Origin of the sequence: Megalodesulfovibrio gigas DSM 1382 = ATCC 19364, assembly GCF_000468495.1 — a bacterium.
Lineage (GTDB): Bacteria > Desulfobacterota > Desulfovibrionia > Desulfovibrionales > Desulfovibrionaceae > Megalodesulfovibrio > Megalodesulfovibrio gigas.
The window spans coordinates 2,634,033-2,655,530 of record NC_022444.1 but is presented as its reverse complement, the minus strand read 5'-3'; the positions used below and the strand labels follow the sequence as shown (position 1 = coordinate 2,655,530).

Sequence of the window (21,498 nt, the reverse complement as noted above, 5' to 3'; positions counted from 1 at the left end):
TATCATTCGTGTGGAGGCCATCTCCAAGTTTTTCCACCTGCCGCACAGGGTGGTGGCCCTGGACAAGGTGAGCGCGGAAATCATCGCCGGCGAGGTGGTGGTGGTCATCGGGCCGTCCGGCTCGGGCAAGTCCACGTTTCTGCGTTGTCTTAACCGGCTGGAATATGCGGACGAAGGGCACATCTGGATAGACGGGGTGGATATCCTTTCGCCCAAGGCCAACATCAACGCCATGCGCGCGGAAACCGGGATGGTCTTTCAGTCCTTCAATCTCTTTCCGCACAAGACGGTGCTGGAGAACATCACCCTGGCGCAGATGGTGGTCAAGAAGCGGCGTCAGGGCGAGGCGGAAAAGAAGGCCATGGCCCTGCTGGAGCGCGTGGGCATTCCGGACAAGGCCCAGGCCTACCCGGACCGCCTTTCCGGCGGCCAGCAGCAGCGCGTGGCCATTGCCCGCTCCCTGGCCATGGATCCAAAGGTGCTGCTCTTCGACGAACCCACCTCCGCCCTGGACCCCGAAATGGTGGGCGAGGTGCTGGACGTGATGCAGAACCTCGCCCGCGACGGCATGACCATGGTGGTGGTGACCCACGAGATGGGCTTTGCCCGCGAAGTGGCGCACCGTGTGCTGTTCATGGACCAGGGGCGCATTCTGGAAGAAGGCACGCCCATGCACTTCTTCACCGAGCCGCAACACGATCGCACCAAGCTCTTCCTCAGTCAGATTCTGTAGCCTTTCCAAGGCCTGCCCGGCCCTGCGATGCGGGTTCGGGCAGGCCTTCCTCGTCATTCCTCATTCTTCAAGATGGACACACCCATGCTGCGTTGCTTTCTTCGCGCCAAGATCCACCGCGCCATGCTCACCGGCGCGGACCGTGACTATATCGGCTCCATTTCCATCGATCCGGCCCTGCTGCGTGCGGCCGACATCGCGCCGTTTGAACAGGTGGACGTGTACAACGTGGATAACGGCGAACGCCTGACCACCTACGCCATTGAGGGCAAGCCCGGCGAGATCTGTCTCAACGGCGCCGCCGCCTGCAAGGGCGAGCCGGGCCAGCGCGTCATCATCGCGGCGTATGCGTATCTGACTCCGGAGGATGTGCCTGCGCTGGCTCCGCGCGTGGTCATCTGCGGGCCGGGCAATGTGATGATTGCGCCGCAGTAGGGGCGGGCATTCTGGCGGCTAGGGCAAGTTATCTTTGAAAAGAGTTCTCGGGGGAAAACNTTGCAAAAAGGTTTCCCCTCTCGCAATGTCCTTTTTCAAGAGTAAAATGCTCTAATGCACCGGACTTATCGTGGCAAGCAACCCCGCCCAGGCAGGGTACTCGTCTGGCTCCCAGGTCTCGCGGATCCACCACAGCCAGTGCTCGCGGTCGCCGCCTTGGTGAATGGCGTACAGGGCCAGGAAGGCCGTCACGCGCATGTTCTTCACGCAGTGCACCAGGGTGCTGCGGCCGGCGGTGGTGCGCATGGCCTCGAAGAATCGGGCCACATCCTCGCTGGTGGGGACGTCCCAGATGACGGGGATGTGAATGTACTCCACGCCCAGGGAGGCCAGCAGGCCGGCTTCGTCGGGCAGGCTGTAGGGCTGGCCGTGCAACGACAGATTGATGACCACCTCCACACCGGCGCGGGCGCAGGCGGTCAGCTGGGCTTCGGTGGGATGCCCGGCGCAGAGTACGGTGGGGGAGAACCGCCGGATGGCGGGGATGTCCTGCAGTGATCCGGGAATGCTCATTGAATGCCCATCTCCTTGAAAATGCCGACGATGCGGGCGCGGGCCGGCGCGCCTTCCAGACGTTTGTGCACGCTGCCGTCGGCGTTGTGGAACACCAGAGTGGGGTAGACCCGGGGACGGTAGGCGATTTGCGCCGCTGCATTCTTTTCCGGATTCAGCAGCACGACTTCTGCCCGGCCGGCGTATTCGCGCTGCAATTGCAGCAATACAGGCCGGAGGGTGCGGCAGGGGCCGCACCAGTCCGTGCCCAGCTCCACCAGGGTGGGCATGCCGGGCGTGGCGAAGGAGGAAGAGGAATGCGCGCCGGGCTGATATCCCGGGCCCGAAGGCGCCTCGGCCGGCAGCATGAGATCAAGCACAAAGAATTTCAGCACCACCAGGACAAAGAGCAGGCCCAGCAACATCAACAGACGGTACGACCCCATGACGACGGCTTCCTTGTTTCCGGGACACCCTTTTCGGGAAGGGTGCCCCTTGAGAACGCATTAGGCCAAGTTACCTTTGAAAGGAATTCTCGGGGGAAAATCTTTCTCAAAAAAGGTTCTTCCCCCGTCCCCCCTTTCAAAGACTTTTGTTAGGATTACAAAGTATTATAAAAGTTTTGGAAGGGGAGAGCGCGAGAGGGGAGAACCTTTTTCAAAAGGTTTCCCCCCTCGCAACGTCCTTTTTCAAACGTAAAAGGCTCAAAGGAGCAGGCCCGCGCGCGCTACTGCTTTTTCTTGGCGGCCTTCTCCGGTTTCCCCGGTTTTTTGGCCGGGGAGGCTGCCTTTTCTGCCGCGGCGTTGGCGGCGGCGTCTTCGGCTTCCTCTTTGGCCGGGTCCACCTTTTCAGGCAGGACGAGCCGGTCCTTGATGTTGTTCTTGATCCAGCTGGAATCCCACCATTCAATGGGTGAGACGGGCACGCCCGAGACATACATGGCAAAGTGCAGGTGGTCGCCCAGGGCCATGCCGGTGAAGCCGGTCCTGCCGATGACCTGCCCCTTGGCCACCTGATCGCCCTCGCGGACGTGCATTTCACTCAGGTGGGCGTACATGCTCTGCAGGCCCAGGCCATGATCCAGCATGATCATGTTGCCATAGATGCCCAGATAGCCGGCGAACACCACGGTGCCGTGGTTGCCGGCGGGCACTTCGGCCATGGCGGTGGAGGCGATGTCCTGCCCCATGTGCGTCTGCTGGTCCACTTCCTGGCCGTTGTACACGTAGGCGCGGTGGTCGGCAAAGCGGGCCATGGGCGCACCGGGCATGCGGCGGAAGGCGCCGCTCCACAGGGGCAGGGGAGAGGTGCGCAGGCCGATGCCCAGGAGGAGTTTGTCGTTGCTGGCGCGGATTTCCCGGTTGGCGCGCACGTATCGCTCCAGGGCGGTCAGCTGGCCGGGGACCTGGGCGGCGAATTCACTGTCGATTTTGTTGATCAGATTGTCGGAGACATTGATGGTGTCCCGACGGAAGGTGCGCGGAATGGCTGTGATGGCAAAGTTGGCCACGGCGCGGTTGCCTGCGGCGTCGTCCGCAAAGAGCACCGGGACATAGGTCTTCGGGTCTGCATTATGCGGAAAAACGAAGAAGCAGGCGTACTTGCCTCCACCTTGCTCATAGCCGGGGAAAAAGAGGTTTCCCACCTGTACGCCGGTTTTGGCGGCCGGCTCAGACACGCTGTAGACCACCAGGCCGGGCCCGCCCTGCCGCACGTAGTGCTGCATGCTTTGCACGGCGATCGTGGGTTTGATGGTATCCATCAGATGTTTGCGGGAAATGACCTGCGTGTTGCCCTGGCCAAAGCGGGCAAACGAGGCATCGCTCACGGCAATTTCGATGACCACCTCGCCGTCGGGGATCTTGAACAGCTCCAGGGTGAAGCGTTCCTCCACGGCAGGCGGGGAGCCGTCGTAGCGTTTGTCCAGAATGGTATAGGTCTGGTTGCCAGTGGTGACGGACACGGCCATGTGCCGGAGGCCCGAGTCCGCATCCGCAGCGCGCACCTGCATGGGCAGGCTTGGCGAAACGAACGCGGTGAGGGGTTCCAGCACAATCTCGGGTTTGGAGCGGTCGTGGAACAGCAGCCACCCGCCGCCTCCGAGGGCTGCCACAGCCAGGAGCGTCAGAAAAAACAGCGCAGTAAGTTTCACGGTAGCAGTGCAGCCTTAAACGGGAAATTCGTCCGGCTGGCTGGCAGCGAACAGGCTTTCGTCCAAGGGCTTGGTTTGCATCCGTTCCATGGTGTCCATGAGCCGGATGGTCAGCTTGAGGAAGTCGGATTCGGTGATGATGCCGCGCAGGGTCTTGTCTTCCACCACGGGCAGGCAGCCGTATTTATGGTTGAGCAGCAACTCCGCCGCCACGCGCAGGGAGGTCTGGCTGGAGACGGTGGTGACGTCGCGGCGCATGATTTCGTTGAGCGGGATGCCAGCGTCAATTTCTTCTTGCACGCTCTTGTCCACCTCGGCAAACTGGGAGATGGTGGCCGCAAGGATGTCCCGGTGCGTCACCAATCCAAGAAAGACATTGTGATCATCCACCACAGGAATATGGCGGATGCGGGCCAAGGTCATCATGGAACGGGCCGTGCGCAGGGAGTCCGTGCGTTTCAGGGTGAACAACTCGGTGGTCATGAGGTCGCCGACGATAAGCATTACATTGCCATCCTTGGGCCTTTCAAGTGAGGGGAAAACACGGCATGCGCAATAGGGTCATGATGGCACAGATGCTGCCTCCCTGCAAGGGCAGGCGGCAACTCTCACGGATTGTTCATTCTTGCCAGGGCGCGGCGGCGGGGAAAAACTGCCTTGACGGCGCGCGTAAAATTTGTTCTTCCAGCGCTGATATGCTCCTTTTGCCTGCTTTCACACAGCAGCCTCCCATGGCTTTCTGGTGCGGTTTCTCGATTTGAAGCGCAATCGCGAACGCATGGTGCGCGACCAAATCCAGGCCAGGGGCATCTCCAACCCGCTGGTGCTGCAGGCAATGCTGAACGTGCCACGGCATCTTTTCGTCCAGGAGGCCCTGCGCGCCCAGGCGTATGGGGACCATGCCGTCCCCATCGGGCACGGGCAGACCATCTCGCAACCGTATATCGTCGCCTTGATGAGTGAAATTCTTGAGCCGGCTCCGGGTGTCTCCGTGCTGGAAATTGGCACTGGCTCCGGGTATCAGGCTGCCATCCTGGCCGAGATGGGCATGGACGTCTCCAGTGTGGAGCGCATCAAGGCGCTGCACTTCGCCGCTCGAAAGCTCCTTGATTCGCTGCGATATTTCAAGGTTCGGCTCAAGCTGGACGATGGCACCGTGGGCTGGGCCGAGTATGCGCCGTTCGATCGCATCATTGTCACTGCTGGCGGGCCGGAGATTCCCGAGCCGCTGGTGGCGCAACTGGCGGATCCGGGCATCATGGCCATTCCTGTGGGACGCAGCCGGCGCCAGCAGGAATTGGTGGTCATCCGCAAGCAGCACGGCAAGACCACGCTGGAACGCCGCGGCGGCGTGGCCTTTGTGGATCTGGTGGGCACGCACGGCTGGTAGCCCGGCTGTTGCGACGTGTGCGGCTGGCCTCATCCATCTCATTTACTTACACCGAGAACATCAATGAAGCTGTTTCAGTCCTGGATGGATCGCATCTGGCGTCTTGCGGATTCCGCCGGCGCGGAGCGGGCTCTGGCCATTGTGTCCTGCATCGAGTCCATCTTTTTTCCGGTGCCGCCGGATCTCATGCTCATCCCCATGTGTCTGGCCAACCGGGCCAAGGCCTTCCGCTATGCCACCATCTGCCTGGTGGCCTCCATTCTTGGCGGGGTGATTGGCTATGTGATCGGGTATTACTTCATGGAAGCGATTGGACAGCGCATTGTTGAATTCTATCATTTTGACGCGCAGATCCTCAAGATCGAGGCCTGGTACAACAAGTACAGCGCCTGGGCCGTGGCCATTGCAGGGCTCACGCCGGTGCCGTACAAGGTGTGCACGCTCACGGCGGGCATGTTCAAGATCAGCTTCCCCATTTTTATGGTTGCTTCTGTGCTGTCGCGCGGGTTGCGTTTTTTTGCCGTGGCCGGGCTCATTTATCTGTATGGGGAAAAGGTCCGCTTCTTTCTAGAAAAACGGTTCGACCTCGTGCTCACTGTCAGCGCGGTGCTGGTGGTGCTGGGATTCGTGGTCGTGAAATTCTTTTAGCGATTCAACAGAATGGCTGTTGAAATGGAGGTGTTCCCATGAGTGATTGCAGCAGCTGCCCGTCCAAGGCGCAAGGGGGCGCAGGCGGCATTGACGACAAGCTGGTGAAGCAGGACACGGCCATTGCCAACACGCTTTCCCGCATCCGGTACAAGCTGTTTGTCATGAGCGGCAAGGGTGGCGTGGGCAAGAGTTCCATCACCGTGAACCTGGCTGCCGTGCTGGCGAACATGGGGTACAAGGTGGGCATCATGGATGTGGACATCCACGGCCCCTCGGTGCCGGCCATGCTGGGCCTGGGCAGCGGGCTGGAAACCGCTGAAGACAAGCGCATCCTGCCCCAGCAGTACAACGAGCGGCTGAGCGTGGTGTCCATGGACTCCCTGCTCAAGGACCGCAATCAGGCAGTGCTCTGGCGCGGTCCCATGAAGCACTCCGCCATCCGGCAGTTCATTGCCGACGTGGCCTGGGGCGATCTGGACTTTTTGGTCATCGACTCTCCCCCCGGCACCGGCGACGAGCACATGACCGTGCTGAAAACCATCCCCGACGCCTTGTGCGTGGTTGTCACCACGCCCCAGGAAGTGTCGTTGGCGGACGTGCGCAAGGCCATCAATTTCCTGCAGTATGCCAAGGCGAACATCCTGGGCGTGGTGGAAAACATGAGCGGACTGTGCTGCCCGCATTGCGGCGGAGACATCAGCCTGTTCAAGAAGGGCGGCGGCCTCAAGCTGGCTGAACAGTATGGGCTGCCGTTCCTGGGCGCCGTGCCCCTGGACCCCGCCACCGTGGTGGCGGGCGACCGCGGCGCGCCCGTGGCCCTGCTGGAAGAAGAATCCCCGGCCAAGCGGGCCTTCCAGGCCCTGGCCGCCACCGTGGCCCGTGCCGTGACGGACAGCCTGGAAGCCGCCGCCACCATCCATAGCTGAATTCAACCCTGCTTCCCCCGTTGTCCTGCAGCCCATGAGGAACTGATCTGATGAATCTGGCCAACAAAATCACCCTGGCGCGTATTGGCGCGGTGCCCGCCCTCATGTTGCTGCTGCAGTGGCCCTCGCGGTGGAGTTGCCTTGCGGCGGCGGTGGTCTTCGTGGCTGCCGCCGCCACGGACACCCTGGACGGCCGTATCGCCCGCTCCCGCAACATGGTGAGCAACCTCGGAAAATTCCTTGATCCCCTGGCAGACAAACTACTCACGTTGTCTGTGCTCGTCATGCTGGCCAGCCTGGTGGATGGGACGGGCCAGAACTGGGTGCCGCCCTGGGCGGTGGTGGTGATCATGGCCCGGGAACTGGCAGTGACCGGCCTGCGGGCCATGGCCATGGAACAGGGCATGGTGCTGGCGGCAGACGTGTTCGGCAAAATCAAAACCGTGTTGCAATGCGTGGCCATTGTGCCGTTGCTGGTGCATTATCCCGTGCTCGGACTGGATCCTCGTCCCTGGGGCGAGGCAATGCTGTATCTTGCACTTGCCATGACAGTCTTTTCGGGTGTAAACTACTGCTATAGCATGCGGGCCATGTGGGGCAGAGACGTCTAGCACGATGTTTCCGGCGCCACGCAGCGCTGCAATAACGCCACGAGGGTGGACCGGATGCGTTGCATCTGGCTGGAATCGTCGCATTTGCTTCAACTGTTTCGATATTGGAAAAGTCTGGAACAACTTTTCCAACACCCTGACAAAGGAAGCACCGGGGATGGATGACGAAGCACGCAACTCGCTGCAGATGCGATTGACCAATTGCCTGCAGACCATCCTTGATCTGGAGCCTGAGTTGGAGCGCCTGGAACTCTCCGAGATGCTCCTGCAGGAATACAATGTTCTCAAATCCTTCATGGATAACGTGGACAGCGTGGATCTGGAGGAGCAGGATGTGCGGCGCATTGAGGAAGCCACGGAAGGCTTTCTGGCGGAGCTCAAAACGCCGTTGTCGTTGTTGCGCAAGGAGCCCCCGAATGCTCGCGGCCGGATGCATTGACGAGCCTGCAACACGCAGGCCGCGCGTCTGCTGATTCGGGACGGTCAAGTGTGACGTCCCCGGAATAAGGCGATGTTTCCATCATCCTATTTCGGGGAGGACCGTCCGCCAAAATGCGTGGATTTTGGCGGACTCACGGAGCCTTCGGCTCCGAGGCCGCCTTGCAGGCGGCCCAGTGTTGCCTCTTTCATATATGGACATATTTTGAGGACGCAACACTAGGCAAGGAGTGGGCCATGCCCTGGAACAAGCTGTTGGCGTATGGGTTGGTGGCGATCAATCTGGTGTTGGGGTACAGCCTCTTCGCTGGCGACCAGGGGTTGTTCTCGTACCTGGAGCTGCGCGGCCGCCAGGATGAACTGACGCGACGCATGCAGGCCGTGGACGAAGCCGGCCTCGCCCTGTCCAACGAGATTCGCTTGCTGAAGGAAGATCGGGTTTATATCGAAAAAGTCATTCGCCAGCAACTCAACTACATCAGGCCCAATGAAGTACTGTATCTTTTCCCGGGCGGGGACGAAACAGACACAGGAGCAATGCGCCATGCAAGCAAAGATTGAATGGTACAAGGAGATCCTGGAACTGGACCCGTTGTCCAAGGTGTTCTTCCCCTTGGCCCGGTTGCTGGCGGGGGCAGGGCAACTGCGCGAGGCCCTGGCGTTTTTGCGCAGGGGGGTGGCCCGGCATCCGGATTTTCTGGAGGCCCGGTTTTTTTGCCTGGAGCTTGGGGCTCGCCTGGGCGAGGACGAAGCCGTGGCCGAGGAAACCGCCGTCCTCAGCGAGATACTGGGGCGCTATCCCCTGTTCTGGAAGGCCTGGGCGCAACGCTTGGCCGCCCGGCCGGAAACCCGGGACGCCGCCCTGGCTCTTGACTTTGTGTCCGTACATTTCGAGGGCGCGCCGGTGAGTTGGGGAGAGGTCATTCAGCGGGGGCTCGAGGGTCTGTCCCATGCGGGTCAGGTCAGGCTGCCGTATGGCGCGGCCGCCGAGAAGGCAGCGTCTGCTTCCGAATCTGATGGGGCCGCAGCCGCGTCTGTTCCGCCTGCGCTTGCTGGGGTGCCGGAGGGCGTCTGCCCGGCCGGCCCTGTGATTGCCCTTTTGCGCACGCCGGAAGACGTCTATTCCATTCGCACCCGCACCATGGCCCGCCTGCTGGCAGAACAGGGCGAGTATGCCGGCGCCCTGGACATCTATCGGGAGTTGCTCGCCAAGGCCACTGACGACGGCGAGCGTGAAGAACTCGACGCCATCATCGAACGCATGCAGCTTCTGCTGCGCGAGATCCCCCGAATGCCTGCCCCAGACGCCGACACCGCAGCCCCTGCGGCCCCCACAGCGGAGGCAGCGCCAGACGAAGGGGATTCGCCAGACGAAGGGGACTCGCCAGACGAAGGGGATTCGCCAGACGAAGGGGACTCGCCAGACGAAGGGGACTCGCCGGACGAAGGGATGGCACAGGACGAAGACGTCGCCGAATCCACTCCCCAGCACCAAGCGCCCGCCGTTGCGCCCCGCCCCCGGCCAGGCGCGCGCAACGCCCTGGAGCGGCTGGCCTCGCGCCTGGAGCGCCGGGCGGCCAGTTAACGCAATGTGCTGTTGAAATGAGCGTTCGGGAGAACGCCCTTCGGAAGAAAGGATTCTCCCGAATCCCCGTTCCGAAAAAAAGCCGGAGCACCGGGCCGCAGTCTCTGTGCGTCCGCCGCGTGTGACGTCCCTGAAGCAGGATGCTATTGATGCCATCCCACGTTCAGGGGACACCGCCCCGGGCTTCGTCTCCGGCGAGCCTGCCAGTGCAGGAGGCAGCGCCGCTGCTGCAGCGCGCGCCGCGGTGGCGAGTAGCTGTTTTCTTTTTTTCGCTTGTGCTGTACATCAAGTCCAGCTATCCGCAGCGCAGGCCTTTACGAGGCCGGCGTCTCGGGCTAGGGATGCTTTCTGCCGACGTCTGGTGCAGGCGATCCGCAGAGGCCTCCATCTCATGACATCCAGGTCCGCGAGGTGATTCGTTGCTGTCCGCATATTCCAATTATTCGAAAAAAATGCTGTTTTTCCACTGGCTGCCCGCGTGTGTCCTGCTCGTGGCCTGCAGCCTTGCCCTTTCGTCGTGCTCTGCCATCCCGGATTCCGTCGCCGGCTCGGTCAAGGGCACCATGCGGGAAGGCAAGCAGATGTGGAAAGATTTGCTGGAGCCCCGGCCGGAACTCGTCCTGGACCCCGCCGCCTTCGGTGAGGCCCAGGAACGCAAGCTCGCCGCGCTGCTCAAGCCCGTGGATGAGCAGGTCTACCAGCTCACCGTCTACATGGACGGCGAAGACAAGCTCCCCCCCGAATCCTGGTTCCGGCGCCTGTTCGAGCGGTTCTCCTGGATCAGCGGCGTCATGGTGCTGGACCGCTCCGGCAGCGTCCTGTTCCAGCATCCCATGGACTTCTCCAAACCTGTGGACACCGCCGCCCTCATCGCCCTGGGTGAGCCCACGGAAAAGGAGCGCCAGCGCTACATGGCCTACATGGAACAGCAGGACCGCCCGGCGGAGGAAAACGCCACCGAGGAGTCGCTGGAGCCCCCGGTCTGGCTCGACCACAAAGTCCGCGCCATGAGCAACAATTCCACCATGGGGCCGGAAATTTTTCTGGCTCAGCCCCTGTTCCGCAAAAACGACTTTGACGGGCTGATGGTGGTGCACTTCGACCCGCGCAACCTGCTCAAATTCTGCCCGTCGCCGGACGAATTGATGCTTATGACGCAGGAGCAGGTCATCTGGACCAGCAAGTACCACGATGCTGCGTCCACCATGTCCACATTGCCCTGGGCCGATATCCTCGCCACCAGGGTGTATGGCACGGTGCAGGCGCACGACCGCAATTTTTACTGGCTGGGCAGGAATCTGGGGCGTTATTCCCTCATTTATGCCACGGCGGAGCCCGGAGAGGACGAGCCGGCCTCCCCAGCGCAGACGGCCGCCGTCCCGGAAGCCGCACCTGCCCCGGAAGACGCGGGCGCCACAGCCCCGGCTCCTCACCAGGAGTCCGCCCCCGAGGCCACCGTGCCGGGCGGCGCTGCTTCCCCGCAATAACCCGTCAGGCCCGCATACACCTTTCATCAGGCAAGCTCCGGCAGAAGGAGGCGCGTTCATGGCTTACAGTCAAGTCACGGTGACGGAACACCTGCTTTATCATCAGCAGCAAAGTCCGCAGGCGACCGGCCGCTTTACCAACCTTTTCAACGACCTCATCCTGGCCGCCAAGATCATCTCCCGCGAGGTGAACAAGGCTGGTCTGGTGGACGTGCTGGGTTTTACCGGCGATGTGAATGTTCAGGGCGAGCGGGTGAAAAAACTTGACGAATACGCCAACGACATCATCATCCATCGCATGGAACGCGCCGGCGTGCTCTGCGCCATGGCCTCCGAGGAAAATGCGGAGATGATCGTGGTGCCGGACAAATTCAAGCGCGGCGAGTATATTCTGATTTTTGATCCGCTGGATGGTTCCTCGAATATCGATGTCAACGTCAATATCGGGACCATTTTCTCCATCCTGCGCCGCAAGTCCCCAGCCATGCAGGACGTGACCCTGGGCGACATGCTCCAGGCCGGCGTGGAACAAGTGGGGGCGGGCTATTTTCTGTACGGCACGTCCACCATGCTGGTGTACACCACCGGGCAGGGCGTGTACGGCTTTACCCTGGACCCCAGCGTGGGCGAATTCCTGCTTTCGCATCCGGATATTCGCATTCCCGAACAGGGAAAGATCTATTCGGTGAATGAAAGCTATTGGAATTATTGGGATGAGCCAACCCGCGAGGTGGTTTCCTGGTTCAAGGGCGTGGACAATCCCCGCGGCAAGCCGCATAGCCTGCGCTACATCGGCTCGCTGGTGGCGGACTTCCACCGCACGCTGCTCTACGGCGGGATTTTCATGTATCCCATGGATTACCGCGATCCCAAACGGCCCCGCGGCAAGTTGCGGCTGCTGTGCGAGGCCAGCCCCATGGCCATGCTGGCGGAACAGGCCGGCGGTCTGGCCACGGATGGCACCAAGCGCATCATGGAAATCGAACCCCATGAGCTGCATCAGCGCGTCCCCCTGTTTGTTGGCTCCGAGTACGACGTGCGCAAGGTCTCGGAAATCTACCGCAAGCATGCCCAGAAAGATGGTGCGGACGACCTGCGCAGCATCTGATTTCGTGAAACATCATCCTGCATTGCGCATCCTTGGGGTGGAAACCTCCTGTGATGAAACGGCCCTGGCCCTGGTGGATATTACACCGGGCAGGGCCGTGTTGCTGGGGGAGGCCCTGGCCTCCCAGGCTGCGGTGCACGCCCTGTTCGGGGGGGTGGTGCCGGAAATCGCCTCCCGGGAGCACCTGCGCCGCCTGCCGTTGCTGTTCGAGTCGGTCCTGGAGCGCAGCGGCGTGGCGGCGTCGTCCATCCAGGGCGTGGCCGTGGCGCGCGGCCCCGGGCTGCTGGGAGCGCTGCTGGCCGGGGTGAGCTTTGCAAAGGGGCTGGCCCTGGGCCTGGATGTCCCGCTGGTGGGGGTGAATCACCTGGAGGCGCATCTGCTGGCCGCCGGCCTGGAACAGTCGCTTCCCTTGCCGGCCATCGGGCTGCTGGTGTCCGGCGGGCACACGGAGCTGGCCCGCATGGATGCCGGCGAGGGCGCCTATCCCGAATTCGTCATCCTCGGACGAACCCTGGACGACGCCGCCGGGGAAGCCTTCGATAAGTGCGCCAAGGCCCTGAACCTGCCGTATCCAGGCGGCGCCTGTCTGGATGCCTTGGCCCGGCTGGCCAGGGAACAGCCCGCGCTGCCGAAATCGTCCTCGCTCTTTTCACCGCCCTATGTGGATAATGATACACTGGATTTCAGTTTCAGCGGCCTTAAAACCGCCGCCATGACCGCCATCCAGAAGCAGCCCGGGTTGCGGCGCGAGGCCTTGTGCAGCGTGGAAGAGGCCCTGGCAGATGGCCGGCGCGAGCCGGAACTGGCCCGGTTCTGCGGGCACTTCAACATGGCCGTGGCCCAGGCCCTGGAAATCAAGACCCGTCGCGCCCTGGAGCGCCACGGCGATGCCCGGAGCCTGATTCTGGCCGGCGGGGTGGCCGCCAACAGCCTGGTGCGGGAGCGGCTGCAGGCCCTGGCGGTGGAATTGGGGCTGGCCTTCGTGGCCCCCAGCCCGGACCTGTGCACGGACAACGCCGCCATGGTGGCCCATGCAGGCGGGTTGTTGCTGGCTTCCGGCCGGCGACACGCACTTTCCCTGGAAGCCATTCCCCGCGGCCGCGCCGTGCCTGCGGATTTTGTGGCAGCTTGCTGACATCCCTGCCAGGGGACGGGGTTTTTCTTGACACGGGATGCGCCTGCCACTAGGTTGCAGTCTGGTCGCAAGGTGCACACGCGCCGCTGGCGCATGCCATAGTCCATTGTGATGCTGGAGCTTCGCCTCCGCACAACCGAAAGTACCATTTGCCGTCGAAGGAGAAAATCATGGCCCTTCAGGTGACCGACGCAAACTTCGAAGAAGAAGTGTTGAAGTGCGATCTGCCTTCTTTGGTTGATTTCTGGGCCCCTTGGTGCGGTCCCTGCCGTGCCATGGGTCCGGTGATCGATGAAATGGCGCAGGAATATGCCGGCACGGTGAAAATTGCCAAGATGAACGTGGACGAAAACCCCGCCACGCCCAGCAAGTACGGCATTCGCGCCATCCCCACGCTCATCCTGTTCAAGGGTGGCGAAGTGGTGGAGCAGATTACCGGCGCTGTGTCCAAGAGCAGCATCAAGGAAATGCTCCAGTCCAAAGCGCTGTAACCATTACGCGCAGCAGGCATTATGAAGAGCTATGACTGCGTTGTCATAGGGGGCGGTCCTGCGGGGATTGCAGCCGCCCTCTATCTTTTGCGCGGCGGCGCCTCGGTGGCCATGGTGGAGAAGCTCTCCCACGGCGGGCAGACCCTGCTCACCGAGGAAATCGAGAACTATCCCGGGTTCCCCAACGGCATCAAAGGGTACGAACTCGCCGACCTCTTCCATGCCCATCTGGGCAAGTACCCGTACGATTTGTTCCGGGACGAAGTGCGCGCCATGGAACCCGAGCCGGGCCGCCATCGGATCCTGGTTGGGGATGAATGGCTTCAGGCCAGGGCCATCATCATCGCTTCCGGCGCGGCGTACAAGCGGCTGGGAGTGTCCCGGGAAGAGGAATTCGTCGGGCGGGGCGTGTCGTTCTGCGCCTTGTGCGACGGCAATTTCTATCGCGGCGAGGAAGTGGCCGTGGTGGGCGGCGGCAATGCGGCGCTGGAGGAGAGTCTGTATCTCTCCAGAATCGTCAGCAAAGTGCACCTCATCCATCGGCGCGACGCATTTCGCGGGGAACGCTGCTTCCAGGATCGCTGCATCGCCGATCCCAAAATCAACATCATCTACAACACAGTGGTGGATGACCTGGTGGGCACGGGCAAGCTTGAGGGCCTGAAGCTGACCAACGTCAAAACCGGCGATTCGTCCATCCTGCCGGTAGCCGCCATGTTCGTCTTCATCGGGTTCGCCTCCCAGGCCAAATTCGTGCCGCCGACCCTTGATGTGGACAAGGATGGATTCATTCACACCGACGTGGAAATGCGTACCAATCTGGAAGGCATCTTTGCCGCTGGTGATGCCCGCGCCAAACTGTGCCGCCAGGTGGTCACTGCAGTGGGCGATGGCGCCACGGCAGCACATTCCGTCCAGCTTTATCTGGGATAACTATGCGCCACCCTGTTTTGCGTTTGCGCGCGGCCCTGTTCGCGCTGGTCGTGCTGGCAGGCGTGTCTGGTCTCGCCGGGTGCGGGATTATCGACACGCTCTATCTCCCCGTTTCCGAGGACACTGCCCAGGAATTGTGGGAGGCCGGCACAGACGCCATGAACGCCACGGACTACTACACCGCGGCCGTGTGTTTCACCAAGCTCAAGGATCGTTTCCCCTTCAGCCCGTACACGGTGAAAGCGGAGCTGGCGCTGGCCGATGCCTACTTCCTGGACAAGGAATACCTGGAAGCCATGGGGGCTTACCTCGAATTCGAAAATCTGCATCCCAGGCATTCGGAAATTCCGTATGTGCTGTTCCAGATTGGTCGTTCCGGGTTGAGCACCTTCACCAGCATCGACCTCCCGCAACAGCCGGTGGCCGAGGGCATGGAATACCTGGAGCGACTGGTGGAGCAGCATCCTGACTCGCCGTATGCGCAGGAAGCTGTCAAACTCATTGCCGAATGCCGGGAAATTCTGTGCAAGCGCGAGCTGTTTGTGGCGGATTTCTACTTCCGCACCGAGCAGTACGGCGGCGCCTGGAGGCGGTACCAGTTCGTGATGGAGAATTTCAAGGAGCAGGGGGAGCTTGTGGAGTATGCCAAGCTGCAATCCGAGCTTTCCTACCTGCGCTTTCAGCAGAGCCAGTCGGAAAAATTCCGGCGCAAGGAACAGGGACACTGGAAGGACGAATACTTCTCCTGGCTCTAATCGTCTGTCGCCGTGGTGTTGCCGGAACCGCAATGTAGTAGGGGAGGGGCCAGAATGCTCGAATCTGTCATGCTGCCTGATTGGATGCAGGAGCGTCTCGTATCCGACGAGGCCTTTGCGGACGCCTACCATGAGACGGTGCCGCATCGTCGGGCGCTGCTCAAATCCACCATCGCCCGGCTGCATGCCCTGCTGGGCGAGCGCCGGGTCAGCAACCGGTCCACGGCCTCGGCCCTGGAGACGGGCATGCGGTCCATCGTGTGGGAGCTGCGGCTTGATACCCTGGTGGTGACGCTGCCCCCCGGCTTTTCCAGCCCCTCCCGGCTGTTGGCAGCCATTGTGCCGGCCCAGCTGGCCGGCGTGCGGGAAATTCTGGTGGTCTGCCTGCGCCCGGACGCCGAGCCTGACGCCCCCGCAGCCGAGTCGGCCATTTCCCCGGCCGTGCTGGCTGCGCTGGAGCTGGCTGGCGTGGAAACCTGCCTGGATCTCGACATGCAGGAGTTCCGCAATCTGCCGGCCATTCTCGAAGAAGCCGGCCAGTGGGGCGCCTTCATCACCCTGGAGACGGGCTGCACCTTCATTGCAGACTTCCTGACCATCAATGCGGACGCCCTTGAGGTGCATTGCTGGTTTGACGATCCAGACACCTTCTCCCTGGACGATCTCCGCTGGCTCTTCGGGGACGATGCCGCCTTGTACTGTTGGGGAAACCCGCCGGCCTCCCTGCCGGACGGCGTGCATCGCGGGCCCGACGACTTCGACGCCTTCCAGGAAGTGGACAAGTTCCTGGCCCTGGCTCCGGAAGAGCGAATCAAGGAGATCTCCACCTCGGCGCACCTCGCCTGTTCCAAAGAGGCGCTGGGCCTGTGGCTGTGGCCCGGCCTGACGCCGGATGCCTTTTTTGCCGCCCGCCGCATTGTCATCGGATAGGATGACGGCTGGCCATGGCCAAACGAGCCGCCGCCCAGGCACGGGTGCGCAACCTGGGCATCATCGCCCATATTGACGCCGGAAAGACCACCCTTTCCGAGCGCATCCTGTATTATACACACAAGATCCATCGCCTGGGCGAGGTCCATGAAGGCACCGCCGCCATGGATTATCTCCCCGAGGAGCAGGAGCGAGGCATCACCATCGTCTCGGCCTGCACCACGGTGCAGTGGCACGACCATACCATCAACCTCATCGACACCCCCGGCCACGTGGACTTCACCATCGAGGTGGAACGCTCCCTGCGCGTGCTGGATGGCGCCGTGGGGGTCTTCTGCGCCGTGGGCGGCGTGGAGCCGCAGTCCGAAACCGTCTGGCGGCAGAGCGAGAAGTTCGCCATCCCGAAACTGGCCTTCATCAATAAGATGGACCGGCCGGGCGCAGATTTTTCCCTGGTCCTGGGCCAGCTGGAAACCATCCTTCGGGCCAGACCGCTGCCGGTCCAGATTCCCTGGGGACACGAGCAGGATCTGCGCGGCGTGATCGATGTGGTCGGCATGCAGACTCTGGTGTTCGATCAGGCAACCAGGGGCGAGCAGGTGCAGCGCCTCCCCCTGGACGACGACACCCTGGCCCTGGCCTTGCCCTGGCGGGAGCGGCTGGTGGAGACCCTGGCCGAGGCGGATGAATCCCTGCTGGATGACTACCTGGCCGGCCAGCCGCTGGAGCTGTCGCGGCTGCAGGCCCTCATCCGGGCCGGCACTTTGGAGCGGCGTTTCACACCCGTGTTTGCCGGGTCGGCCCTGCGCAACATCGGGGTGCAACCGCTGCTGGATGGCGTGGTGGCCTACCTGCCCAGTCCCCTGGAGGTCCCCCAGGCCGAGGGGGTTGACCCGGTCCGCAATCAGACCATCCAGTGCGATCCTTCCCCCACCGCGCCCCTGGCCGCGCTGGTGTTCAAGCTGCAGGTGGAATCCGGCCATCGGCTGGCTCTGCTGCGGTTGTATGCCGGCACCCTGCACGAAGGGGACACGGTGTTCAACGCCATCCAGCACAAGGACGAGCGCGCCCAGCGAATTTTTCACCTGCATGCAGACCATCGCGAGCAACGCCGCGAGGCCGTGGCCGGGGAAATCGTGGGCGTGATGGGCCTCAAATTCGCCAAAACCGGGGACACCCTCTGCGCCAAGGAGCATCCCCTCGTCCTGGAGCGCATCGCGGAGTACCAGCCGGTCATCTCCATGGCCCTGGAACCTCGCAATGCCGACGAAAGCGCCCGCCTGGACGAGGCCCTGGACAAGTACCTGGCCGAGGATCCCACCCTGCGCCTGGAAATCAACGAGGAGACCGGGCAGCGCCTGGTTTCCGGCATGGGCGAGCTGCATCTTGATGTCCTGCTGGAACGCATGCGACGGGAGTTCGGCATTTCCCCCCGGGCCGGCACGCCCCAGGTGCTGCATACGGAAACCGCCACGGCCTCGGCGGCAGGGCATGGGGTGTTCGATCGGGAACTGGGGGACATCCGCCACGCCGGCGAGGTGCGCTTGTTCCTGGAGCCCATGCCCCGCGGCGCCGGCAATGTGGTGCGCTTTGAGCTGGATACCACCGCCTGGCCGCAGCCATTGGTGGAGGCTGTGTCCCAAGGCATTGAAGACGGCCTGCAGAGCGGCGTGCTGCAAGGCTACCCCGTGCGCGACGTCAAGGTGCGCATTGCGGAACTGGCCAGACGCGATGGCCAGGGCACACCGCCCGGATTCCACATGGCTGCCCAGGCCGCCCTGCGGGAGGCACTGCGCACGGCCGCGCCGCGCCTGCTGGAGCCCGTCATGCGCGTGGAGATTGCCCTGCCGGACGAGTACGTGGGCGAGGCTGTCGGCCTGCTTGCCGCCAAGGGGGGGCGAGTGGAAAATATTCAGGACCGCGGGGGACAGAAGGTGGTGCAAGGCCTGGCCACCATGGGACGATTGTTCGGCTTTTCCACAGCCCTGCGATCCGCCACCCAGGGCCGGGCCGGGTTGACCATGCAGTTCCTCCGGTTCGACACCCTCGACTGACCGCCCATCATGGCACTCATGCAAGAACCGCATCACGACGTCCCACCGGTCGCGTCTTCTGCCAGCAATGGCAACGGCGCTGTTCGTCGCCACTCGTATTACAGCCGCAGCAAGCGGTTTTTTCGCCATTCCTGGCTCAAGGTCCTGCGGCTCAAAACCTCGGCGCATTCCATCGCCATGGGTGCGGCCATCGGCATCTTCATCGGGTTTCTGCCCATCATCCCGTTCCAGTCCGTGGCGGCCATCACCCTGGCGTTTATTTTTCGCGCCAACAAATTCGCGGCTTGGCTGTTCACGTTCATCTCCAACCCCGCGAATATGGTGCCGTTTTATGCCATGCTGTTTTTTGTGGGGAAGTTCATCACCCCGTTTGAAGGGTTGGAGTTCGATCCGCACAACCTGGCCCTCAAGGAACTGGCGGAAAAGGGCGTGGAGTTTCTGGCCGTCATGTTCGCTGGCGGCGTGGTGCTGGGCATTCCTGCGGCTGTGGTCACCTATCTGGTGGTGCTCAACGCCGTGCTGGGCTATCGCAAGCGCCGCGCTGCCCGTCTCATGCGCCGCATGCACGCCGAACACGAAGAAGACGGGCTGGAATAACCGGCCATGCACATTCGTCCTTCCTCCCCCCATCCCCGGGCCAAGAAGTCCCTGGGGCAGCATTTTTTGCACGATGTAAACACCGCCCGCCGCATTGCCAGCCTGCTGGAAATCGGGCCGGACGATACCGTGCTGGAGATCGGCCCCGGCACGGGGGCCCTGACGCGTCACCTGATCGCCGCTGCGCCGCGCCGGCTCATCTGCCTGGAAAAAGACCGCGAGCTGGCCCCCCTGCTCAAGACCTCGCATCCGGATGTGGATGTTGTCCTCATGGATGCCATGCAGGCACCCTGGGATCGATTGGGGGCGGCGTGTCCGGGCCTCAAAATCGCCGGGAACCTGCCGTATAACGTCGCCTCGCCCCTGATGTGGGATTGCATCGCCAGGACGCCGGGGTTCGAGCGTGCCGTGTTCATGATCCAGAAGGAAGTGGCCAGGCGCATTGTCGCCCCCCCCGGCGGCAAGGAATATGGTGCGCTGACGGTCTGGCTGCAGGCCTTCGCCACCGTGGAATACGCCTTCACCGTGGGACCCGGGGTGTTCACGCCGCGGCCCAAGGTGGATTCCGGCGTCATTGTGTTGCGGCCCAGACCCTTGAATTTGCATGATCTTGCCCCCGCTGGGCCGGCAGAACTGGCAGCGGTGGTGCGGCGGTGCTTCCAGCAGCGTCGCAAGCAATTGGGTACAATATTAAGGGGTTACATTGACGAGTCGGTGGCTGGGATACTGGCGGCGGATGGCATTCTGTTGACGGCGCGGCCGGAAACGCTTGCTGTCAGCCAGTTCCTGACCCTCGCAAAATGCCTGGGGAGGCGCTTTGCGCCTTGACTTGGCAGGGAAAATCCTGTTTTAGAACTTCATTGCGCGCGCCAAGCCGAACACCGTTGCGGCATGCGCAATCTCACGACGACACCGAACGATAATCGTTTTTCCTGCCGGGGGAGTCAGCGCTGCAGGAAAAACGCGGCTTGGTGGTGGCATAGGGCGGGGGGCGTGCGCGCATGCATGGCAGCAGGCTGCGGTTGGCGCAGCAGGAATTTTTCGCTGGCGGCATGTGCAGCCCCAGGGTAGAACCAGGATAGGAGTAGTCTCATGACCAAGGCTGATCTGGTGGATAAAATGGCAGAAAAGGCGAACCTGACCAAGGCCAATGCGGAACGGGCCTTGAACGCCTTTCTGGAATCTGTTGAAGCAACGCTGGTGAAAGATGGCAAGCTGACGCTCACCGGCTTTGGCACGTTTCTTGTTGAAAGCCGGCAGGAACGCAAGGGCCGCAATCCCCGCACTGGTGAAGAGATCACCATCCCGTCTTCCAAGGTGGTGAAGTTCAAGCCTGGCAAACTTCTCAAAGACTCCATCAAGTAGGAGCTCCATCATGATGCAGCACGGTGAATCCATCCACAGCATGCTTCCCTGGGACATTCCTTGGTGGGCCCCCGACCATGTCGTATTTTTCGGGGTCCTTTATATTGTGCTCGGCATTGTCGGCACTGGCGTGGGCATCGTGGTGCTCAAGTCCATCTGGGATACCTGGTTCTGCAAAAAGGCGCAGCATCACTAGGCCGCCTTGCACACATTTCAGAAGCGCCGGCAGCTTGATTCCGAGTTCGCCGGCGCTGCTTTTCTTGCCGGGCAGGCACGATTCTGCTTGCCAACATGTTGTTTCATTGCTATAAAGCCGCTCTTACCACATGAGGGGCGAACACATCATCGCCCTGCAAGGGAGGTGATGACCTTTGCCCGGCGTGTATCTCGACGAATCCGACCATTTTGATATTGCCCTGCGTCGCTTCAAGAAGCAGGTGGAAAAGGCTGGCGTGCTTTCCGAGCTCAAGAAGCGGCAGCATTACGAAAAGCCCAGCGTCATGCGCAAGAAGAAGAAGGCGGCTGCCCGCAAGCGGCTGCTCAAGAAGATGCGCAAGATGAACGCATCCTAAGCGGCAAACGCAGTATTGGCCGGGTGGGGCGCGTGTGCGCTTCGCCCGGCTTGTTGCCCGTCGTGTCGCCTGCTCACTGTCCAGCCCAACGCGATGCAGCACGGCCCGGTTCCACCGGCGCCGTCGGTCAAGAAGGCGATTTTTCATGAGCCTCACCCAACGCATCGAACAGGAATATCTGGCCGCCTACAAGGCCAAGCAGGAAATTGTGCTGCTGACGCTGCGCGCGGTCAAGACTGCCTGCAAGCTCAAACAGGTGGACCTCAAGCGTCCGCTTGAGGATGCAGACGTGCTGGCCGTGTTGCAGAAAGAGGCCAAGCAGCGCCAGGAATCCATCGAACTGTTCACCGCCGCCAATCGGGCCGATCTGGCCGACAAGGAAGCGGCGGAACTGGCCGTACTCAAGACGTTTCTTCCCGAGGCTATGTCCGAAGAGGCGCTCCGGGCCGTGGTGGACGAAACCATCGCGCGTCTGGGGGTTGCCTCTGTTCAGGACATGAGCAAGGTTATGCAGGCCATCATGGCCGAGCACAAGGGCAAGGTGGACGGCAAGGCGCTTTCCGCCCTGGTCAAGGCCCGTCTCCAACCCTGATCAAGG

27 protein-coding genes are annotated in these 21,498 nt (G+C 62.1%); 23 read left to right on the top strand and 4 right to left on the bottom strand.

Annotation, left to right across the window (positions count from 1 at the left end; all coding sequences use genetic code 11):
• The first annotated feature begins 1 nt into the window (after position 1).
• Entirely contained in the window at positions 2-733 is a 732-nt protein-coding gene (locus tag DGI_RS11675; RefSeq protein WP_027193396.1) for an amino acid ABC transporter ATP-binding protein, read from the top strand.
• 84 nt (positions 734-817) lie between these two features.
• Positions 818-1,168, top strand: a complete 351-nt coding sequence (gene panD, locus DGI_RS11670; RefSeq protein WP_021761274.1) for an aspartate 1-decarboxylase — start codon at positions 818-820, stop codon at positions 1,166-1,168.
• Between the two features lie 111 nt (positions 1,169-1,279).
• Here panD and DGI_RS11665 read toward each other — a convergent pair whose 3' ends face one another.
• The 4 genes from DGI_RS11665 to DGI_RS11650 all read right to left on the bottom strand — a co-directional run bounded on the left by DGI_RS11665 (position 1,280) and on the right by DGI_RS11650 (position 4,376).
• Entirely contained in the window at positions 1,280-1,741 is a 462-nt protein-coding gene (locus tag DGI_RS11665) for a protein tyrosine phosphatase family protein (RefSeq protein ID WP_021761272.1), read from the bottom strand.
• A complete protein-coding gene (locus DGI_RS17340) occupies positions 1,738-2,166 on the bottom strand; it encodes a thioredoxin family protein (protein WP_051349743.1) in 429 nt (142 codons plus the stop codon). The genes DGI_RS11665 and DGI_RS17340 overlap by 4 nt, the downstream gene beginning before the upstream one ends.
• A 281-nt stretch (positions 2,167-2,447) precedes the next feature.
• On the bottom strand, positions 2,448-3,872 hold the full coding sequence (locus DGI_RS11655) for a M23 family metallopeptidase (RefSeq protein ID WP_021761270.1): 1,425 nt from the start codon (positions 3,870-3,872) through the stop codon (positions 2,448-2,450).
• A 15-nt stretch (positions 3,873-3,887) separates the two neighbouring features.
• Positions 3,888-4,376: a CBS domain-containing protein gene (locus tag DGI_RS11650; RefSeq protein WP_021761269.1), complete on the bottom strand. Its 489-nt coding sequence runs from the start codon at positions 4,374-4,376 to the stop codon at positions 3,888-3,890.
• 238 nt (positions 4,377-4,614) lie between these two features.
• Here DGI_RS11650 and DGI_RS11645 point away from each other — a divergent pair, with 238 nt between their 5' ends.
• The 21 genes from DGI_RS11645 (at position 4,615) to DGI_RS11545 (ending at position 21,492) form a co-directional block, all read left to right on the top strand.
• A complete protein-coding gene (locus tag DGI_RS11645) occupies positions 4,615-5,262 on the top strand; it encodes a protein-L-isoaspartate(D-aspartate) O-methyltransferase (protein WP_268741850.1) in 648 nt (215 codons plus the stop codon).
• Positions 5,263-5,325: 63 nt separating this feature from the next.
• Positions 5,326-5,910 carry a YqaA family protein gene (locus DGI_RS11640; RefSeq protein ID WP_021761267.1) on the top strand — a complete coding sequence of 195 codons (585 nt, stop codon included), beginning with the start codon at positions 5,326-5,328 and terminating at the stop codon, positions 5,908-5,910.
• 38 nt (positions 5,911-5,948) lie between these two features.
• Positions 5,949-6,839, top strand: coding sequence for an Mrp/NBP35 family ATP-binding protein (locus DGI_RS11635; protein ID WP_021761266.1), 891 nt, complete (start codon positions 5,949-5,951; stop codon positions 6,837-6,839).
• A gap of 47 nt (positions 6,840-6,886) precedes the next feature.
• Positions 6,887-7,450, top strand: coding sequence for a CDP-diacylglycerol--glycerol-3-phosphate 3-phosphatidyltransferase (gene pgsA / locus DGI_RS11630; protein ID WP_027193107.1), 564 nt, complete (start codon positions 6,887-6,889; stop codon positions 7,448-7,450).
• 157 nt (positions 7,451-7,607) lie between these two features.
• On the top strand, positions 7,608-7,889 hold the full coding sequence (locus DGI_RS11625) for a hypothetical protein (RefSeq protein ID WP_021761264.1): 282 nt from the start codon (positions 7,608-7,610) through the stop codon (positions 7,887-7,889).
• A gap of 236 nt (positions 7,890-8,125) precedes the next feature.
• Positions 8,126-8,449: an FtsB family cell division protein gene (locus tag DGI_RS11620; protein WP_021761263.1), complete on the top strand. Its 324-nt coding sequence runs from the start codon at positions 8,126-8,128 to the stop codon at positions 8,447-8,449.
• Positions 8,433-9,473, top strand: coding sequence for a hypothetical protein (locus tag DGI_RS11615; protein WP_021761262.1), 1,041 nt, complete (start codon positions 8,433-8,435; stop codon positions 9,471-9,473). Before DGI_RS11620 ends, DGI_RS11615 begins: the two co-directional genes overlap by 17 nt.
• Before the next feature lie 491 nt (positions 9,474-9,964).
• On the top strand, positions 9,965-10,960 hold the full coding sequence (locus DGI_RS11610) for a hypothetical protein (RefSeq protein WP_144284182.1): 996 nt from the start codon (positions 9,965-9,967) through the stop codon (positions 10,958-10,960).
• Positions 10,961-11,018: 58 nt separating this feature from the next.
• The gene (gene fbp, locus DGI_RS11605) at positions 11,019-12,068 is read left to right on the top strand and encodes a class 1 fructose-bisphosphatase (RefSeq protein ID WP_021761260.1); all 1,050 of its coding nucleotides are present in this window, start codon (positions 11,019-11,021) and stop codon (positions 12,066-12,068) included.
• 22 nt (positions 12,069-12,090) lie between these two features.
• Positions 12,091-13,203 carry a tRNA (adenosine(37)-N6)-threonylcarbamoyltransferase complex transferase subunit TsaD gene (tsaD, locus tag DGI_RS11600; RefSeq protein ID WP_021761259.1) on the top strand — a complete coding sequence of 371 codons (1,113 nt, stop codon included), beginning with the start codon at positions 12,091-12,093 and terminating at the stop codon, positions 13,201-13,203.
• 170 nt (positions 13,204-13,373) lie between these two features.
• Positions 13,374-13,694 carry a thioredoxin gene (gene trxA / locus DGI_RS11595; protein ID WP_021761258.1) on the top strand — a complete coding sequence of 107 codons (321 nt, stop codon included), beginning with the start codon at positions 13,374-13,376 and terminating at the stop codon, positions 13,692-13,694.
• A gap of 21 nt (positions 13,695-13,715) precedes the next feature.
• A complete protein-coding gene (locus DGI_RS11590) occupies positions 13,716-14,627 on the top strand; it encodes an NAD(P)/FAD-dependent oxidoreductase (RefSeq protein ID WP_021761257.1) in 912 nt (303 codons plus the stop codon).
• 2 nt (positions 14,628-14,629) lie between these two features.
• Entirely contained in the window at positions 14,630-15,382 is a 753-nt protein-coding gene (locus DGI_RS11585; protein ID WP_021761256.1) for an outer membrane protein assembly factor BamD, read from the top strand.
• Positions 15,383-15,436: 54 nt separating this feature from the next.
• Positions 15,437-16,312 carry a histidinol dehydrogenase gene (locus tag DGI_RS11580; protein ID WP_021761255.1) on the top strand — a complete coding sequence of 292 codons (876 nt, stop codon included), beginning with the start codon at positions 15,437-15,439 and terminating at the stop codon, positions 16,310-16,312.
• Between the two features lie 14 nt (positions 16,313-16,326).
• Positions 16,327-18,366: an elongation factor G gene (gene fusA / locus DGI_RS11575; protein ID WP_021761254.1), complete on the top strand. Its 2,040-nt coding sequence runs from the start codon at positions 16,327-16,329 to the stop codon at positions 18,364-18,366.
• A gap of 9 nt (positions 18,367-18,375) precedes the next feature.
• The gene (locus DGI_RS18470) at positions 18,376-18,963 is read left to right on the top strand and encodes a DUF2062 domain-containing protein (RefSeq protein WP_235619940.1); all 588 of its coding nucleotides are present in this window, start codon (positions 18,376-18,378) and stop codon (positions 18,961-18,963) included.
• 6 nt (positions 18,964-18,969) lie between these two features.
• Positions 18,970-19,791, top strand: coding sequence for a 16S rRNA (adenine(1518)-N(6)/adenine(1519)-N(6))-dimethyltransferase RsmA (gene rsmA, locus DGI_RS18465; RefSeq protein WP_021761252.1), 822 nt, complete (start codon positions 18,970-18,972; stop codon positions 19,789-19,791).
• 264 nt (positions 19,792-20,055) lie between these two features.
• Positions 20,056-20,328 carry an HU family DNA-binding protein gene (locus DGI_RS11560; protein WP_021761251.1) on the top strand — a complete coding sequence of 91 codons (273 nt, stop codon included), beginning with the start codon at positions 20,056-20,058 and terminating at the stop codon, positions 20,326-20,328.
• Between the two features lie 13 nt (positions 20,329-20,341).
• Entirely contained in the window at positions 20,342-20,524 is a 183-nt protein-coding gene (locus DGI_RS11555) for a hypothetical protein (protein WP_021761250.1), read from the top strand.
• Positions 20,525-20,699: 175 nt separating this feature from the next.
• Complete coding sequence (gene rpsU, locus DGI_RS11550) at positions 20,700-20,900, top strand: 30S ribosomal protein S21 (RefSeq protein WP_021761249.1); 201 nt, start codon at positions 20,700-20,702, stop codon at positions 20,898-20,900.
• 145 nt (positions 20,901-21,045) lie between these two features.
• Entirely contained in the window at positions 21,046-21,492 is a 447-nt protein-coding gene (locus tag DGI_RS11545; RefSeq protein ID WP_021761248.1) for a GatB/YqeY domain-containing protein, read from the top strand.
• The last annotated feature ends 6 nt before the right edge of the window (positions 21,493-21,498 follow it).

What these genes read in the sequence shown, in the direction of transcription:
- panD (WP_021761274.1), top strand. Translation starts at nt 818, where the DNA reads ATGCTGCGTTGCTTTCTTCGCGCCAAGATCCACCGCGCCATGCTCACC.
- DGI_RS11665 (WP_021761272.1), bottom strand. Translation starts at nt 1,741, where the DNA reads ATGAGCATTCCCGGATCACTGCAGGACATCCCCGCCATCCGGCGGTTC.
- DGI_RS17340 (WP_051349743.1), bottom strand. Translation starts at nt 2,166, where the DNA reads ATGGGGTCGTACCGTCTGTTGATGTTGCTGGGCCTGCTCTTTGTCCTG.
- DGI_RS11650 (WP_021761269.1), bottom strand. Translation starts at nt 4,376, where the DNA reads ATGCTTATCGTCGGCGACCTCATGACCACCGAGTTGTTCACCCTGAAA.
- DGI_RS11640 (WP_021761267.1), top strand. Translation starts at nt 5,326, where the DNA reads ATGAAGCTGTTTCAGTCCTGGATGGATCGCATCTGGCGTCTTGCGGAT.
- DGI_RS11635 (WP_021761266.1), top strand. Translation starts at nt 5,949, where the DNA reads ATGAGTGATTGCAGCAGCTGCCCGTCCAAGGCGCAAGGGGGCGCAGGC.
- DGI_RS11625 (WP_021761264.1), top strand. Translation starts at nt 7,608, where the DNA reads ATGGATGACGAAGCACGCAACTCGCTGCAGATGCGATTGACCAATTGC.
- DGI_RS11620 (WP_021761263.1), top strand. Translation starts at nt 8,126, where the DNA reads ATGCCCTGGAACAAGCTGTTGGCGTATGGGTTGGTGGCGATCAATCTG.
- DGI_RS11615 (WP_021761262.1), top strand. Translation starts at nt 8,433, where the DNA reads ATGCAAGCAAAGATTGAATGGTACAAGGAGATCCTGGAACTGGACCCG.
- fbp (WP_021761260.1), top strand. Translation starts at nt 11,019, where the DNA reads ATGGCTTACAGTCAAGTCACGGTGACGGAACACCTGCTTTATCATCAG.
- trxA (WP_021761258.1), top strand. Translation starts at nt 13,374, where the DNA reads ATGGCCCTTCAGGTGACCGACGCAAACTTCGAAGAAGAAGTGTTGAAG.
- DGI_RS11590 (WP_021761257.1), top strand. Translation starts at nt 13,716, where the DNA reads ATGAAGAGCTATGACTGCGTTGTCATAGGGGGCGGTCCTGCGGGGATT.
- DGI_RS11585 (WP_021761256.1), top strand. Translation starts at nt 14,630, where the DNA reads ATGCGCCACCCTGTTTTGCGTTTGCGCGCGGCCCTGTTCGCGCTGGTC.
- DGI_RS11580 (WP_021761255.1), top strand. Translation starts at nt 15,437, where the DNA reads ATGCTCGAATCTGTCATGCTGCCTGATTGGATGCAGGAGCGTCTCGTA.
- fusA (WP_021761254.1), top strand. Translation starts at nt 16,327, where the DNA reads ATGGCCAAACGAGCCGCCGCCCAGGCACGGGTGCGCAACCTGGGCATC.
- DGI_RS18470 (WP_235619940.1), top strand. Translation starts at nt 18,376, where the DNA reads ATGGCACTCATGCAAGAACCGCATCACGACGTCCCACCGGTCGCGTCT.
- rsmA (WP_021761252.1), top strand. Translation starts at nt 18,970, where the DNA reads ATGCACATTCGTCCTTCCTCCCCCCATCCCCGGGCCAAGAAGTCCCTG.
- DGI_RS11560 (WP_021761251.1), top strand. Translation starts at nt 20,056, where the DNA reads ATGACCAAGGCTGATCTGGTGGATAAAATGGCAGAAAAGGCGAACCTG.
- DGI_RS11555 (WP_021761250.1), top strand. Translation starts at nt 20,342, where the DNA reads ATGCAGCACGGTGAATCCATCCACAGCATGCTTCCCTGGGACATTCCT.
- DGI_RS11545 (WP_021761248.1), top strand. Translation starts at nt 21,046, where the DNA reads ATGAGCCTCACCCAACGCATCGAACAGGAATATCTGGCCGCCTACAAG.